18 protein-coding genes and 1 tRNA gene are annotated in these 15,884 nt (G+C 37.7%); 14 read left to right on the top strand and 5 right to left on the bottom strand.

All coding sequences use genetic code 11. The features are described from left to right. Nucleotides 1–105: 105 nt before the first annotated feature. Together EAX61_RS01580 and EAX61_RS01575 are read left to right on the top strand one after the other, a co-directional pair. Nucleotides 106–2,562 carry a heavy metal translocating P-type ATPase gene (locus tag EAX61_RS01580; protein WP_121915888.1) on the top strand — a complete coding sequence of 819 codons (2,457 nt, stop codon included), beginning with the start codon at nucleotides 106–108 and terminating at the stop codon, nucleotides 2,560–2,562. Next, nucleotides 2,559–2,948 carry a hypothetical protein gene (locus EAX61_RS01575; protein ID WP_121915887.1) on the top strand — a complete coding sequence of 130 codons (390 nt, stop codon included), beginning with the start codon at nucleotides 2,559–2,561 and terminating at the stop codon, nucleotides 2,946–2,948. The genes EAX61_RS01580 and EAX61_RS01575 overlap by 4 nt, the downstream gene beginning before the upstream one ends. Before the next feature lie 22 nt (nucleotides 2,949–2,970). On the opposite strand, the gene EAX61_RS01570 is transcribed toward EAX61_RS01575, so the two are convergent. Both EAX61_RS01570 and EAX61_RS01565 read right to left on the bottom strand, forming a co-directional pair. Further along, nucleotides 2,971–3,837 (bottom strand): DUF3037 domain-containing protein, encoded by an 867-nt coding sequence (locus tag EAX61_RS01570; RefSeq protein WP_161555159.1) that lies wholly within the window; start codon nucleotides 3,835–3,837, stop codon nucleotides 2,971–2,973. Continuing rightward, nucleotides 3,834–4,646: a HipA family kinase gene (locus tag EAX61_RS01565; RefSeq protein WP_121915885.1), complete on the bottom strand. Its 813-nt coding sequence runs from the start codon at nucleotides 4,644–4,646 to the stop codon at nucleotides 3,834–3,836. Before EAX61_RS01565 ends, EAX61_RS01570 begins: the two co-directional genes overlap by 4 nt. A 158-nt stretch (nucleotides 4,647–4,804) precedes the next feature. On the opposite strand from EAX61_RS01565, the gene ccoS reads away from it, so the two are divergent. The 9 genes from ccoS (at nucleotide 4,805) to EAX61_RS16510 (ending at nucleotide 11,710) form a co-directional block, all read left to right on the top strand. Further along, nucleotides 4,805–5,014 (top strand): cbb3-type cytochrome oxidase assembly protein CcoS, encoded by a 210-nt coding sequence (gene ccoS / locus EAX61_RS01560; RefSeq protein ID WP_121915884.1) that lies wholly within the window; start codon nucleotides 4,805–4,807, stop codon nucleotides 5,012–5,014. A gap of 2 nt (nucleotides 5,015–5,016) precedes the next feature. Then, nucleotides 5,017–7,221 (top strand): cytochrome-c oxidase, cbb3-type subunit I, encoded by a 2,205-nt coding sequence (ccoN, locus tag EAX61_RS01555; RefSeq protein WP_121915883.1) that lies wholly within the window; start codon nucleotides 5,017–5,019, stop codon nucleotides 7,219–7,221. A 3-nt stretch (nucleotides 7,222–7,224) separates the two neighbouring features. After that, on the top strand, nucleotides 7,225–7,422 hold the full coding sequence (locus tag EAX61_RS01550; RefSeq protein WP_121915882.1) for a CcoQ/FixQ family Cbb3-type cytochrome c oxidase assembly chaperone: 198 nt from the start codon (nucleotides 7,225–7,227) through the stop codon (nucleotides 7,420–7,422). Next, nucleotides 7,419–8,405, top strand: coding sequence for a cbb3-type cytochrome c oxidase N-terminal domain-containing protein (locus EAX61_RS01545; RefSeq protein ID WP_121915881.1), 987 nt, complete (start codon nucleotides 7,419–7,421; stop codon nucleotides 8,403–8,405). The genes EAX61_RS01550 and EAX61_RS01545 overlap by 4 nt, the downstream gene beginning before the upstream one ends. Next, the gene (locus EAX61_RS01540; protein ID WP_236641963.1) at nucleotides 8,406–8,726 is read left to right on the top strand and encodes a cupin domain-containing protein; all 321 of its coding nucleotides are present in this window, start codon (nucleotides 8,406–8,408) and stop codon (nucleotides 8,724–8,726) included. Next, a complete protein-coding gene (ccoG, locus tag EAX61_RS01535; protein WP_121915880.1) occupies nucleotides 8,726–10,147 on the top strand; it encodes a cytochrome c oxidase accessory protein CcoG in 1,422 nt (473 codons plus the stop codon). Before EAX61_RS01540 ends, ccoG begins: the two co-directional genes overlap by 1 nt. A gap of 111 nt (nucleotides 10,148–10,258) precedes the next feature. Then, nucleotides 10,259–10,705: a FixH family protein gene (locus EAX61_RS01530; RefSeq protein ID WP_121915998.1), complete on the top strand. Its 447-nt coding sequence runs from the start codon at nucleotides 10,259–10,261 to the stop codon at nucleotides 10,703–10,705. Next, a complete protein-coding gene (locus tag EAX61_RS01525; protein ID WP_121915879.1) occupies nucleotides 10,705–11,412 on the top strand; it encodes a sulfite exporter TauE/SafE family protein in 708 nt (235 codons plus the stop codon). Before EAX61_RS01530 ends, EAX61_RS01525 begins: the two co-directional genes overlap by 1 nt. A gap of 154 nt (nucleotides 11,413–11,566) precedes the next feature. Continuing rightward, nucleotides 11,567–11,710: a hypothetical protein gene (locus EAX61_RS16510; RefSeq protein ID WP_201739395.1), complete on the top strand. Its 144-nt coding sequence runs from the start codon at nucleotides 11,567–11,569 to the stop codon at nucleotides 11,708–11,710. An 81-nt stretch (nucleotides 11,711–11,791) separates the two neighbouring features. Here EAX61_RS16510 and hemN read toward each other — a convergent pair whose 3' ends face one another. Beyond that, entirely contained in the window at nucleotides 11,792–13,153 is a 1,362-nt protein-coding gene (gene hemN / locus EAX61_RS01520) for an oxygen-independent coproporphyrinogen III oxidase (RefSeq protein ID WP_121915878.1), read from the bottom strand. Between the two features lie 45 nt (nucleotides 13,154–13,198). On the opposite strand from hemN, the gene EAX61_RS01515 reads away from it, so the two are divergent. Next, the gene (locus EAX61_RS01515) at nucleotides 13,199–13,429 is read left to right on the top strand and encodes a hypothetical protein (protein WP_121915877.1); all 231 of its coding nucleotides are present in this window, start codon (nucleotides 13,199–13,201) and stop codon (nucleotides 13,427–13,429) included. Nucleotides 13,430–13,610: 181 nt separating this feature from the next. Here EAX61_RS01515 and EAX61_RS01510 read toward each other — a convergent pair. Next, nucleotides 13,611–13,684: transfer RNA gene (locus EAX61_RS01510), tRNA-Met, on the bottom strand. Between the two features lie 157 nt (nucleotides 13,685–13,841). On the opposite strand from EAX61_RS01510, the gene EAX61_RS01505 reads away from it, so the two are divergent. Together EAX61_RS01505 and EAX61_RS01500 are read left to right on the top strand one after the other, a co-directional pair. Then, complete coding sequence (locus tag EAX61_RS01505; RefSeq protein WP_121915876.1) at nucleotides 13,842–14,228, top strand: START-like domain-containing protein; 387 nt, start codon at nucleotides 13,842–13,844, stop codon at nucleotides 14,226–14,228. Between the two features lie 51 nt (nucleotides 14,229–14,279). Then, nucleotides 14,280–15,125, top strand: a complete 846-nt coding sequence (locus tag EAX61_RS01500; RefSeq protein WP_121915875.1) for an aminotransferase class IV — start codon at nucleotides 14,280–14,282, stop codon at nucleotides 15,123–15,125. Here the strand turns inward: EAX61_RS01500 and EAX61_RS01495 are convergent. Then, nucleotides 15,122–15,682 carry a YqgE/AlgH family protein gene (locus EAX61_RS01495; protein WP_121915874.1) on the bottom strand — a complete coding sequence of 187 codons (561 nt, stop codon included), beginning with the start codon at nucleotides 15,680–15,682 and terminating at the stop codon, nucleotides 15,122–15,124. The two genes, EAX61_RS01500 and EAX61_RS01495, sit on opposite strands and share 4 nt — an antisense overlap. Nucleotides 15,683–15,884 lie beyond the last annotated feature (202 nt).

Here is a 15,884-nt window from a genome sequence, read left to right as displayed (position 1 = left end):
AAAGGTGCATACCAAAATCTTATGCTAAGCTGACATATGTCATATTTTAGAACTCCATATTGTACCAAATTTGTCTCAGGTATGAATGAGCAAATTAGATAAAGTATGGACGTATGCTTCCATTGTGGTGATGACTGTGTTAACACAAACATCGAGCATCAAGACAAGCACTTTTGCTGTCACGGGTGTAAAACCGTTTTTGATATTCTTAATGACAGCGACCTCTCGTATTATTACGAGCTGGAGCAAACACCTGGCACGACACCATCACGCTTTGAAGGGAAGTTTGACTTTCTAGAAAATGAGAAAATTGCTAGGAAACTGTTAGAATTTGATGAGCAGGGTACTCAGGTGGTTTCTTTTGTAATTCCTTCAATACATTGTAGTTCCTGCATTTGGGTGCTAGAAAACCTCAATAAATTGAACCCAAAGGTCAAAACAGCCCAAGTCAACTTCCCGAAGAAAACCGTACGCATTACGTACACAACCGAAGACTATTCACTACATAAGCTAGTGTTATTACTGGCTAGAATAGGATACGAACCCTACATCTCTCTAGACGATGCCACTAAAAAAGCGTCACACATAGACCGAAGTCTAATCTACAAATTAGGCGTAGCGGGATTTGCCTTTGGCAATATTATGTTTCTATCGTTTCCAGAATATTTTGAGGTTTCAGAATTCTGGCTTGAGCGTTATAAATACGTGTTTAGAGCCTTGATGCTTGTATTTGCCTTACCCGTGGTTTTTTATTCGGGAAGTGACTACCTCGTTTCTGCTTTTAAGAGTATTCGTTCTAAGATGCTCAATATTGATGTGCCTATTGCTATTGGGATTTTGGTGCTTTTTACACGCTCTGTTGTCGAGATTGTGATGGATTGGGGAACTGGCTTTCTAGACAGTATGGCGGGATTAGTATTCTTTTTATTGCTGGGCAAATTTTTTCAGCAAAAGACCTATGCATTCCTCTCTTTTGAGCGGGATTACAAATCGTATTTCCCTATTGCGGTAACACGATTGATTAAAAATGATGGTAAAAATCATTTTAAAGTTTCCGCTTTCGCGAAAGCGGAATCAGAACCTATTCAAGAAGAACAAGCTCAAGTTTACGACCTAGTAGCTGGCGACCGAATCATTATCAGACACGGCGAGCTCATACCCGTAGACGGTATTCTCATTAAAGGAAACGCGCTTATAGATTATAGCTTCGTCACCGGAGAAGCAGAACCTGTTGCTAAAAATTCTGGCGACCAACTCTTTGCCGGCGGAAGACAACAAGCAGGGGTTATTGAATTAGAGGTAGTCAAGACTGTAGAGCAGAGTTACCTCACGCAATTGTGGTCTAACGAGATTTTTGATAAGGAGAATCGTAGTGTTTTCCAAAACATTACAGACAGGATTAGTAAGCGATTTACGATTAGTATTTTAAGTATTGCGGTGCTTGCAACTGTATTTTGGTTATTCTACCAGCCATCTCTGGCACTTAATGTCTTTACTGCAGTTCTCATTGTAGCTTGTCCGTGTGCCATCGCACTTGCAGCTCCATTTACGCTGGGGAATTTGCTCCGCATTTTTGGCAGGCACAAATTATATTTGAAAAATAGTACTGTCATAGAGCAACTCGCCACAATTGACACCGTGGTTTTTGACAAAACGGGAACACTTACCACAAATCACAAAAATGTAATTACCTACGAAGGTATAGCACTCACTTCAGAAGAAGAATCACTACTTACCTCTACACTACGGGCTTCTAATCATCCGCTTAGTCGCTCCTTGTACGATATGTTGCAATCACAAGGTATTGATACACTAGATGATTTTAAGGAAGAAGTTGGACAAGGCCTTGTAGGTATTTTAAATCAGAACCAGATAAAGGTGGGCTCATATGCCTTTGTTGCACAAGAAGATAATGCTTTTGCAAAAACGTATCCAAACAGGACCACCGTACACATAAGTTCTAACGATAATTATAAAGGCTGTTATATCTTCTACAATGAGTATCGTGATGGAATGCAGGACCTATTTAAGTCGCTAGCCCAAGATTGCAAGTTGGCCGTACTTTCTGGAGACAATGAAGGCGAAAAAATGCACCTCTCAAAAATACTTCCTGAGCATACAGATTTAATTTTTAACCAGAAACCAGCAGATAAGCTCGCGTATATAAAGAACCTCCAAGCCAATGGTAAGCGTGTATTAATGGTGGGTGATGGTCTAAACGATGCTGGAGCACTTGCCCAGAGCGATGTAGGTCTCGTTATTTCAGAAAATATAAATGTGTTTTCACCAGCTTGTGATGGAATTCTGGATGCCTCTCGTTTCAAAAATTTAACGCGGTTTATTACGCTTTCGCGAAAGGGAAAGCAGGTGATTCAATACGCATTTATCTTCTCTCTATTATATAATCTCATAGGACTAGGATTTGCTGTCACGGGTAATCTCGCGCCAGTAGTAGCCGCTATCCTTATGCCTCTTAGCTCTATAAGTATCGTAGTATTTACAACGGCATACACCTACTTTTTGGGGCAACAATTACATACGAATCTAAAAAACGCAGAATGATGTTTACACAACTTAACACTCAACAGAAGTTGCCATTGACTGGCTTTGCTTTCTCAATAGTTAATTATGAAGTACGGGATATAGTAAGCTTGTTTTATAAGGCATCTCATACAAAGAAATCAGTAACAAATGATGAGTGGATTATAGATCTGGAAAGACAGTTAGAAAATTTGAAAGTGCAACAGTCCACTAGAGGTGCATTATGTAACACAGGACAATCTCAATTGCGCATAATACTAAAAAAAGTAATACAAGCCGTGACACAATTTGAGATAAGTTATAAGGCAAATTGCCCTTGTGCAGGAGTATTGCCAAGCCCTTTTATTTTAAGAGTGCAACGTATAGGGCAAAAGGCAAAACTTGCGCTACTTTATATTGAGGTGTAATGATTGATTAATGGCTGATTTTTTAAGAAAGAGCTTTTATAGCTTTTTTAGAATATCTGTCTATTCCTTCTTCCTCAATGATCTTAAGCCTTTTAGGTAATTCTAGTAGTTTTAATGCGTGATCATAATCTTTATAAAAAGATCTTTCTTTAGGCCTCGATACTAGTAGGTCATATCTTAAGTTTTGCTCTTCAGCTTCATTTTGAAGATCGATAAAAAGACCAAGATGCTTGTGCGCTTTATCTTCGATCCCTCTTGAAGTTTTTAAATTAAAATCAATTGGTTTTACCAAATTTAATGTGCCGTTTTGCCAAGCATAATCAAAAATATAAGATTTACCAGTTTCATTTTTGATTTTATAATCCTTGAATAGTTTTTTTTCTTTTTCAAGTTTTTCTAGATCAAATCTTGATGCGAGTTTATTGATAAAGCGATCAGAAACCGAGTCAACTATCGTAGAATGAATTATTTTAGGTGATGTGTATTCTGAAAAATAGCTCACTAATAAAAAGTCAATAACATTTTCTTGTGTTTCATTGTAGCGAATACCATTAAAAACTTTTGAAAATTGTAAAACACTAGCATCAGTTGCTATTAATTCCTTGTGGATAAACTCATTAAACTTTTCCTTAACATTATAGTTATTGAATAAGTTTGACTGGGTGTCTAAGTTCTTTAGTTTTCTATCTATTTGCTTCAAATAATGCAGTATTACCTTATCAGAAACATTATTATAAATAGCCTTAACCCTTTTTAAATTACTTGAGTGCTTAAAGATAAATGAATTAGTTTCTGGAAAATACACGAGTATTCCCACATTTAATTGCTCATCAAGCAATTGAGAATGTCGGTACTTTAAAATACTGTATGTATAATTATCTGTACTCAAGATATTCGTCTAATTAATTCGTTTTTTATGTAATCTAAATGAGTTTTAACCCATTGAAAGTATGCAAAGGTACTGTTTTTTCCATCATAGGGAATCCCGTAATGATCCATTTGGCTATAGATAGGTAGAAAATTATTTAAATTCAAAACTCTTAAGAGCTCTATAAATTCGTCGAATAGCGCTACTTTATTATTGTTTCTTATTCCTTTTAATAAAACGTGAAAAATATGTTTATCGTATTGCCCGAACGAGCTAAATAGTACTTGACCATTAACAGGATTACCGTCATTCAGGTGGTTATTTATAAATGGTAAGATCAGCTCGTGATCAATTAATAAAAAATCAGTATTTGAAACTAGTAAATTAGCTTTTTTCCGCTGACCTCCACGGTCAACATTTAATAATATATTGTCAAAGGCAAAAACTTTAGCAACATCATATTTTTTCAAAAATGTACTCGTAACAATATCTTTAAAAATAGGTCCAATAGGATTATACTCACAACAAAATTTATAACCATCATCAACTACCTCGATCTCTGGAGGGAGATAAAAATCTTGTAAGAAAGATTTAGGGAAATTAATTATTCCAAATTGAGAAACTGGGAGGTCAAATTCTTGTGCTAAGACACATCCTAAGATTTCTTTTGCGGTAGCAAAGTTTTGAGCAATTTGTCTCTTTGTAAAAACTTTTACAACATACTGTCCCTTTATTCCATTTTCGTCAATGGCATTGACTAATAATGGTTTGGTCGTTCCACCAGGTAATACTTCAATTATGTTTATAAGCCTTAGGACTTTGAACTTCATTTTTTAAAAATAGCAAATCTTCTCTTCCAATTTCTTTTTGTACGATTTTCTTTTAAAATTTCGCGAAAGCGTAGCCTAAAAATTCATATCCAAAACTGACAAATGTCATATTTAAAAAACTACTTCAGCAGTAGTTTTACATCATAAATAACTAAGGTATGAGTATTATTTATATGCTACTTGCAATAAGTGTTGTTGTTGCCCTCATCTTTTTTGTCGCCTTCATTTTTTCTGTAAAAAAAGGACAATACGACGATACGTACACACCTTCCGTACGAATGCTTTTTGATGATGAAATAGTCAAAGACAAAGCAACAGACACTACTAAAATCAAAGAATCAACCCTCTTGAAAGACCAATCAATTTAACTATGGAATTACAAAAGTTTTATTACGATAATAAAATCGTAAGCAAGTTCATTATTGCCACAATGTTCTGGGGAATTATAGGAATGAGTGTGGGTCTGTTATTAGCCTTTATGTTCTTATTTCCTAACCTCACAGACGGAATCTCTTGGTTAAGTTTTGGTCGTTTACGCCCGTTACACACCAATGCTGTGATTTTTGCCTTTGTAGGAAATGCAATTTTTGCGGGAGTGTACTACTCAACACAGCGACTGCTTAAAGCCAGGATGTGGAAAGACTGGATGAGTAATCTAAATTTCTGGGGATGGCAAGCCATAATTGTAGGAGCTGCAATCACATTACCACTAGGATATACATCTTCAAAAGAATATGCTGAGCTAGAATGGCCTTTTGATATTGCAATTGCATTGATTTGGGTAATCTTTGGAGCCAACCTAATCGGTACAATTCTCAAGAGAAGACAACGACACTTATATGTAGCGATTTGGTTTTACTTAGGAACCTTTGTAACGGTTGCTGTACTGCATATTGTAAACAGTATGGCAATTCCCGTGGGTGCTTTAAAAAGTTACTCAATGTACGCAGGTGTGCAAGACGCCTTGGTACAATGGTGGTATGGACATAATGCGGTGGCATTTTTCCTAACCACACCATTTTTAGGTCTGATGTATTATTTCGTACCTAAAGCTGCAAATAGACCTGTGTATTCATACAGATTATCTATTGTTCACTTTTGGTCATTGATTTTTATATACATCTGGGCAGGACCTCACCACTTATTATATTCTTCCTTACCAGACTGGGCGCAAAACTTAGGGGTTGCATTCTCCATAATGCTTCTCGCACCATCTTGGGGAGGGATGATAAACGGACTCTTGACCCTGCGCGGCGCTTGGGATAAAGTACGTACAGACCCTGTTTTAAAATTTATGGTTGTTGCCATCACGGGTTACGGTATGGCAACCTTTGAAGGACCGATGCTTTCACTCAAAAATGTGAACGCGATTGCGCATTTTAGTGATTGGGTTATTGCCCACGTACACGTAGGAGCACTCGCTTGGAACGGGTTCTTGACCTTCGGTATGGTTTACTGGATGGTGCCTAAACTATTTAAGACAAGGCTGTGGTCAACTAAACTGGCAAACGTCCATTTTTGGGTAGGAACTTTAGGAATCATTATGTACGCCTTGCCTATGTACGTAGCAGGTTTTGTTCAGGCTTCAATGTGGAAGCAGTTCAATCCGGACGGTACATTAACCTATGGTAATTTTTTAGAAACACTTAGCGAGATTATCCCAATGTACTGGATGCGTGCGATAGGAGGTAGTATGTTTATCGTTGGAGCTTTAATAGGCGTGTATAATTTAATTATGACCGCAAGAGCAGGTTCTAAAGTAACAGATGAACTTGCCGAAGCAGCTCCGCTTGAAAAAGTAACAAAAAAGCGTACAACTAAAGAGGCATACCACACCTGGTTAGAAAGACGCCCTGTAAAACTGACCATTTTTGCTACGATTGCGATTTTAATAGGAGGGATGGTACAAATTATTCCATCCTTAATGGTTGATGATTATATCCCAATTATATCTAGTGTAAAACCCTATACACCGCTGGAGCTCGAAGGTCGTGATATTTATATAAGTGAAGGTTGCGTAGGCTGTCACTCACAGATGGTACGTCCCTTTAGAAGCGAGGTAGAGCGCTATGGCGAGTATGCTAAGGCAGGAGAGTTTGTATATGACCATCCATTTCTTTGGGGAAGTAAACGTACAGGACCGGACCTCTTACGCGTGGGTGGAAAATATAGTGATAACTGGCATTTGAATCACTTTTATGACCCACAGAGTACCTCGTCTGGCTCTATAATGCCATCATATAAATGGCTTATTAATAGGGAGCTAGATAAATCGAATACAGAAGATAAGATGGAAGCAATGGTCACGCTGGGCGTTCCCTACACGATGGAAGATATTGAACGCGCTCAAGAGTGGATGCTTGAACAAGGAACACAGATTGAGAAAAACTTATACAGCGACCCCGACTTTGCTAAAACATATGAGGCAGATAAGAAGTATGCTTTAGAAAATGGCGAAGATTTCGTTGAGATGCGCAATCGTGAAGTTGTTGCCCTAATCGCATACATACAACGGTTGGGAACAGATATTAAAGTAAAGAATGCAGAGGCATCTGCTGTAAACGTAAACGAATAAGCTATGTTGAAATTTGTAAAAGGAAACCTAGAAAACATTGATGGTGTAGCGATTTATCCTATGATATCCCTACTCATATTCTTCTTCTTTTTTGTCGGGCTATTCTGGTGGGTATTTACCGCTAAGAAAGCCCACATTACAGAGGTGAGTAATATCCCATTGAATGACGATACCATAAACGATAACCAGAACCTATTATGAGAAGTACAGCATCATTTTTAAGAATCACGGGGTTTGCGATTTTGGGATATTTTTTTCTGGATTGGGCAGGGACAACAGGTGAAACTTCTGTTTTTGTAGAGGAGCCTTGGCTATGGGCAGTCTTTGGTATTGTGATGTTATTCTATATCGTAGGAGAAATTAGCGTAGCAGCCTTAGGAGGGATTTTATATAAGTCTCTAAAGCCTGAAGCAAGAAAGAAGGTTGATGAAGAGGCCGCTTTCGCGAAAGCGAACCAATTTAAATGGATTAAGGAAAAATACAAAGCTTCCTTAGGTAGTAAAGCCATTCAAGAGGAGCACGAAATCATTCTAGATCATAACTACGATGGTATTAAGGAGCTTGACAATGACTTACCGCCTTGGTGGAAATATATGTTTTATGCCTCAATTGTTTTTGCGATTGTCTATATGGTGCGTTTTGAGGTATTTAATGATTACAGTCAAGATGAAGAATATCAAATAGCCGTTGCCGAAGCTCAACTACAAATAGAAGAGTGGAAGAAAACTGCTAAAGATCTTGTAGATGTCAATACGGTGACCTTACTCGCAGATGCAAGTGATCTAAGCGCCGGGAAAAACATCTTTACTGCAAATTGTGTTGCTTGCCACAAAGCAGATGGTGGTGGCGGTATAGGCCCTAACCTAACAGATGATAATTGGATACTCGGTGGTGGTATTAAGAATGTCTTTAAAACAATATCTGAAGGTGGTCGCGATGGGAAAGGAATGATAGCCTGGAAAACTGACTTAAAACCTGCTGAGATGGCTCAAGTTGCAAGTTACGTTCTCTCCTTACACGGTACGACACCTGCAGACCCTAAAGCACCAGAAGGGGAAATCTGGACAGATCCAGATGCACCTATTGAGGAGGCAAAAATTGAAATTATAGACAGTACTGAAGTTAAAATTCTCATCGAAGACCAGCCAGTAACAGGGGATGTGGTTAACAATACAAACAACTAAATGATGGAAGTCCTAAACGAGATAGCAAGAGCATTACCTGCGAGCGATAAACCTATAATTAAACAAATTTATAATCAAGAGGGGCAAAAAATGCTTGCCATAGGACTTAAAAAAGGAGTCGTATTTCCAGAACATCTTGCGCCTTCTAAAGCAAAGCTTATGGTTATACAAGGAGAGGTGGACTATAATACGGAGACAGAGAGCTTTAGGTTTCAATCCTTTGATACGTATGACATTCCTATGAATGTAAAGCATTCTGTCGTAGGGTTTTCTAATTCAATTTTCTTAGTGCTTTTCGGAAAGCCTGAAGCAAAAAACTAATGGCAGAGCAGGGACAGGATAATTTTAGAGATACAATGGGAACGCTGGACAAAGATGGAAAGCGCGCCTGGGTATTTCCTAAAAAGCCAGATGGTAAATGGTATGAGTACCGTAAATACGTGAGCTATGTGTTGCTCGCATTCCTGTTTACCGCGCCGTTTGTAAAGATTAATGGGAATCAGTTCTTGATGTTCAATATTTTGGAACGTCGGTTCAATATTTTTGGGTTTCCGTTCTGGCCACAAGACTTTCACTTATTTGTCATAATGATGATAATTGGGGTTGTGTTTGTCATTTTGTTTACGGTAGCTTTTGGTCGATTGTTCTGTGGGTGGGTATGCCCGCAGACCATTTTTATGGAAATGGTATTTCGTCGTATTGAGTATTGGATAGATGGTGATAGGGGAAAGCAAATACGCCTAAGTAAAATGCCTTGGAATGCTGAGAAAATTAAAAAAAGAGTTTTAAAATGGATCATTTTTGCTATTATTTCCTTTCTGATTGCAAACGTATTTCTGGCCTATTTGATAGGTAGTGACGACCTAATAAGATATATAACAGATGGTCCCTTGCAACATACGAGTACACTTATCTCGCTCTTGATATTTACTGGTGTGTTCTACTTTGTGTTTGCTTGGTTTAGAGAACAAGTATGCATTATAGCTTGTCCGTATGGACGGTTGCAAGGGGTTTTGTTAGATAATAAATCTATCGTCGTCGCATACGACCACAAGCGTGGAGAGAAAGAAGAAGGGCGCGCTAAATTTAAAAAGAATGAAGACCGTCCTGCAACGGGCAAGGGAGACTGCATCGATTGTTTTGCTTGTGTACACGTCTGTCCTACTGGAATAGACATACGCAATGGTACACAATTAGAATGTGTGAACTGTACTGCTTGTATAGATGCGTGTGACCATATGATGGAAGCTGTAAATCTTCCTAAAGGCCTCATACGTTATGCGAGTGAAGATAACATTGAGAAGAAAGAGCCCTTTAAACTTACAGCACGTCTCAAAGGGTATATTTCTGTTTTGGGAATTCTTACGGCAGTACTCATCGGGATGCTTTTCTTACGTAACGATATAGAAGCGAGCATACTTAGATTACCCGGCCAACTGTATGAGCGCAAAGCAGATAATATCATAAGTAACGTCTATACTTTCAAGCTTATTAATAAAACAGTTGGGGAAATAGATGACATTAACTTCCGCTTAAAGTCCCATAAAGGAACGATTGAGCTAGTCTCTGGAGAGTCGCTTAATGTGACAGGTCAAGGTCTTGCCGAAGGAACCTTGTTTATAGAGATTAATGCAAGCGCACTCTCTGGCGATAAAGATAGATTAGAAATTGAGGTGCTTAGTGGAGACGAGGTAATTGAAACGACAACGACGGCATTTTTAGGGCCAAGGAATTTCAAATAATAGAAATACGCTTTCGCGAAAGCGAGCAATAAAGCTTCACAACCAAGAGGTAAGCGGAGCGGTAAAAAATAAAATTTTAATTAACAGTCGCCGACTTTTCGGATAATGGTTATGAAATGGAATTGGGGAACAGGTATTGTGCTGGTGATGGTGGGCTTTGTAGCCTTTATCTTATACTTTGTCATTACGATGAGTACAGATGAGGCATACAGTCACGACCTCGTTACAAAAGAATATTATGCCAAGGAAATGGTATATCAAGACGAAATAGATGCCGAGACAAACACAAATAATCTCTCCGAAAAAATCAAAAGTCAAAAGGTCGCAGAAGGCTGGTTGCTCACTTTTCCAGACGAATTAGAACCCACAAAAATAAACGGAAATGTGTTCCTATACAGACCGTCTAATCAACGATTGGACTTCGAAATTCCTATGGAATTGTCGAGTTCTAATTTGCTCATACCTGACAAAAGGTTGATAGACGGTCGCTGGAACATTACAATAGACTGGACCTACAATGGCACCTCGTTTATGTATAAAGAAGAAATAAGTTATTAATGTTGTGGAGCGCGCTCATATTTGGTCTATTGGGAAGTTTTCATTGTGTGGGAATGTGTGGTCCTATTGCATTTTTACTACCGCTAGACCGTAAAAGTACTCGCAAGCGGGTGTTTCAATTAATTAGTTATCACACGGGGAGATTATTTACATATAGCTTAATAGGTCTTGTTTTCGGTCTGGCGGGTAAAAGTCTCAATCTTTTTGGAATACAACAACAACTGTCCATTATCATAGGGATAGCAATGATTACGATGGTAGTTATACCGTCTAAAATCTTTAATCGGTATAACTTTTCTAAGCCCGTTTATAAAGCTGTCGCAAAAGTAAAATCGGCAATGGGTGCCGAGCTTAAAAAGAAAGATCCAAGCACCTTTTTTACTATAGGCTTTCTTAACGGTTTATTGCCTTGCGGGTTAGTGTATATGGCAGTTTTTGGAGCACTAGCGAGTGGTGGAAGTTTATATGGAGGATTGTATATGATGCTTTTTGGGTTAGGTACAATTCCACTTATGACTACCGCTATCTATCTTGGCAATTTTTTAAAAGGACAGGCAAAACAGCGCATCCTCAAGGTGATTCCTGTTTTTGTAGTCATCATAGGGATGCTATTTATACTACGCGGGATGGGATTGGGAATTAAGTACATCTCTCCTCCAGATAGTGTAGCGGTAGAAACAGTTACGGCAACACATAGTTGTCATTAGAAAAAATTAAGATGAATTATAAATGGGCAAAAATAACGAGAGACAGGTCATCTAAAAGACTTCAATATCTGGTTGATGGTTTCTTTTTTAGAGCAATAGATGTACTCGTGATCTTACATTCAAAACCGATTAAATAATCTTAAAAGTAATAATTATGAATCTACTTTTTTTACCCCTCGTAAACTGGGGAATGGGCGCAGCAATAATTGGTGTTTTTGCAATCGTTTGTATTGTAATGGTAGCTATTGTAATGAATCTTATAAAAGGAGATAAGAGTGAAGAGCAAGCCAATGATTAAATTATTTGACACTCTTTTTTTAATATTATAAGGTGACTACGATACAATTTTCGGCTTTTTTAATCTGTAATTAATTAAAGTTCAAACAGTCATTGAGAATAACTGTGTATCTGGTTTCTTTCGCTTTAAGCGTAAATCAAATGGTAAACAGATGTTACGCACAAAAGCACGTCCTTTATCGGTAACCAGTATTTTTTTGGAAAATACCTGGACTAAACCGTCTTTTTCCAGTTCTATGAGATTTACTAATATTTCTGGAAGTTCAGGGAAAAACATAGATTCATCTTCCCAAGAGGTCTCAAAAGCGCACATCAAGTTTAGAATATGCTTTCTAATGATGAGGTCTTCATCATTGAGTATGTGACCTCTAAAGACAGGCAAAATCCCATCATCTACCAAGTTTTGATATTCCTCTACATTCTTAACATTTTGTGCAAAGCTATACCAACTGTCACTTATAGAGGACACGCCAAGACCTATCATTAATCGGGTTTTGCTGTCACTATAACCCATAAAGTTTCTATTTATAGTGCCTTGTTGTTGTGCTTTATAAAGACTATCTGTTTTAAGCGCAAAGTGATCCATACCAATCTCTTTATATCCTACTTTGATTAGCATCGCTTTACCTATTTCATATTGCAGGCGTTTCTGTTCTGCCGTAGGAAGGTCTATGTCCTTAAAACCGCGCTGTCCATTACCTTTCATCCAAGGAACGTGTGCGTAACTGTAAAAGGCAATACGATCTGGCTGTAAAGTGATGGTTTTATTAATGGTTTTAATAACATCATTTTGTGTCTGAAACGGTAATCCATAAATAATATCGTGGCCTATTGAAGAATACCCAACGGCACGAGCAAGTGAAGTAGCCATCAGCACATTCTCATAAGGCTGTACGCGGTTAATTGCTTTTTGAACCCTATCGTTATAGTCTTGTACGCCATAGCATACTCGGGTAAATCCATTTTCAAATAGGGCTTCTAAGTGTTGTTTTGTCGTGTTATTAGGATGACCTTCAAAACTGAGTTCACAATTTTCTGCTTTTGTGGCGATAGTAAAAATACCACTCATCAGCCTGTCCAAATGCTCCGGAGAAAAAAAAGTTGGTGTCCCACCACCTAGATGAACTTGCTTGATAATAGGTTTCTCATCAAACAGTTCATTGTAAAGGATAAACTCTTTTAGAATAGATTTGATATATGGTAACTCTACATTATGATTTTTAGTAATTCGTTTATTGCAACCACAAAAAGTACACAGGCTCTCGCAAAATGGAAGGTGTATATAGAGACTTATACCTTCTGTACTATTGCTTTCGCGAAAGCTTTTTACTAAGGTTTCTTTCCATTGTTTTAAAGAAAAGGCATCATTATCCCAATACGGAACGGTGGGGTAACTGGTATATCTAGGTCCAGCTACATTATACTTCGAGGTGAGGGTACACATAAATTTACGTTTTTTCAAAAGTAACTTCAGTGTTTAAGGAGAATTATGACAATTGTCAGTTTTGGAGATAAAGTTACCTTGAATAGTAAAGTCAGAATAGGAATTGATAATTATCCTGAAGCTGAATTTGGACTACTGACAGGAGAGATTAAGGAAATGTCAGAAATACCAAACCATCAAGGTAATTATATTGCCGTAGCATATTTAAAAAATGGATTGGAAACTACTACCAATAGTTTTTTACCCTTTAGTGAGGGAATGGTGGGTTACTGTTAAGTTCTAACTCAGGACATCAATTTATTCCATCAGATATTTCAGCATATTATGAATTCTAATTAATTCTGCAAGTAAATAAGCCTTTTTGAAATTAGAATTGTTAAAAATGTTAAAGTTTTACCTATGTTGTACCTAAATTAAAAAGACAGTTACAAAATATTGTAACTGTCTGATTATCAAGTAGCGAGAGGGGGGCACGATCCCCCGACCTCCGGGTTATGAATCCGACGCTCTAACCAGCTGAGCTACCTCGCCATAATTACTTTTACAGAATTCCCGTCCTGCTTAAGCGGGTGCAAATATAAAAACTATTGACGGTTGCGCAAAACTCTCCTGATAAATAAAAAAATAAATTTATTCTTTTGAGGTGGGGATTAGTTTCAATATATTGAGCTCGTTAATAAAACAATCTATGAGTAGTAAAATAAAATTTGAGATAGAATTTGTGGTACACGCATCGCCATCTCTCTTATATCAATATATGGCTACCCCTTCTGGGATGAGCGAGTGGTTTGCAGACAATGTAAATTCAAGAGGAGAATTCTACACATTCATATGGGATGGTAGTGAGGAGAAGGCAAAACTCTTAGGAAAAAAGAGCGGAGAACGTATAAAATTTAAATGGGTAGAGGATGAAGATGAAAGCTATTACTTTGAATTACGTATTCAAGTGGATGAAATAACTAAGGATGTCTCATTAATAGTGACCGACTTTGCCGAAGAGGATGAGGTCGATGAGGGAAAAATGTTCTGGGAGAACCAAATATCAGAACTTAAACAGGTTATAGGCTCTGTATAAAAAAATCCAAATGCTATCTTTGCACCGCGTTTCTAAAGACGCGGTTTTTTTATGGTAAATGACAACGGAAAAATAGTATCACAAACGCAATTGGAGCTGGGCGTTTACAATAGGGGATTTCTTTACGGAGATGGCGTTTTTGAGACGATGAAAGTTGTAAACGGTAAGATTCTTTTTTGGGAAGACCATTACTTCAGACTTATGGCGGCGATGCGCATCCTTAGGATGGAAATCCCGATGAATTTCACACCAGAGTACCTAGAGGAAGAAATAAAAAAAACGATAGAAGCCGGCAATCTAATCGACCAAGCCGCGAGTTTAAGACTAACTGTATATCGCAAAGGAGCTGGAAGATATCTGCCAGAAACAAATGAGGTCGGGTATTACGCTTTCGCGAAAGCGGTCTCCTCGCCATTTTATACCCTTAGTACAGAACCCTATGAAGTAGAACTTTATAAGGATCACTATCTTAATGCCGACCTTTTATCAACGCTTAAAACGACTAATAAGCTCATACACGTTACTGGAAGCATTTTTGCTCAGGAAAACAACTTTGACAACTGTCTACTGGTAAACAACAATAAAAATATAGCCGAAGCTCTTCAAGGTAATCTTTTTCTGGTTAAGGGGAATCATATAAAAACTCCACCCCTCGAGGACGGCTGCTTACGTGGTATCATAAGGAAACAATTACTGAGTATATTAACACTAATGAAAGAATATACTTTTGAGGAAAGTTCAATCTCACCCTTTGAACTGCAAAAGGCAGACGAGTTGTTTATCACAAATACAATTATAGGGATACAACCAGTCACTAAATACCGAAAAAAAGAATTTACAACAAACGTGGCTTCAGAGTTGCTCAAAAAGCTTAATGTAAAAGCGAGATTAGGTTAGTTATAATTTGGGTTTTCTGGAGCATTAGAGAATACAGCGTATTTTTCGCCCAATTCTATAAGTGTTTCTCTCCAGAGTGCATCTGTTCTAGGTCCTATAATCTTGCTGTCCTGGCGATTTTCTACAACGACCCAAGTGTGCTCCTCTAGTTCATCGTCTAGTTGTAAGGGGCCCCAGCCAGAATATCCTAAAAAGAATTGAACACAGCTTTTTGTAATTTGTCCTTCTTTTATGAGTTGAATCACTTTTTCAAAATCACCTCCCCAAAAGATTCCAGCAGCAATTTCCTCACTATCTTCAATCAAGTCTGGGATGCAATGTATAAAATAAAGATTTTCTGTTTCTACAGGACCACCACTATAAATGGTAAAATCTGTATCTAGGTCAGGAATAAAATCGCCTAAGAAAAATTCTGTAGGTTTATTAAGCACAAATCCTAGAGATCCTTTCTCATTGTAATCTGCAAGTAGGATAACCGATCTGTTGAACGAGGCGTCCCCGATTATAGATGGTTCTGCAACTAGCAAATGCCCTTTTGTCGGTTGTAATAGGTTCATGGCATTGCAAAATTTGGTCTATTTAAACTTAGTATTTTTTTGCCACTTCTCCAAACGGGGCATCACACACATTTGTGGTAATGTAAAAAAAGATTATAAACAACTGTTTTTTAGTAGTTTATAAATAGGGCTATTGGTCAATTTGTAAAATGAAATCGGCATAATGAATGTCAAAAGCAGTTTTATAATACCTAAAGTCTGA

Source organism: Dokdonia sinensis (genome assembly GCF_003688895.1).
Classification (GTDB): domain Bacteria; phylum Bacteroidota; class Bacteroidia; order Flavobacteriales; family Flavobacteriaceae; genus Dokdonia; species Dokdonia sinensis.
This window is presented reverse-complemented; position numbering and strand designations above follow the sequence as displayed.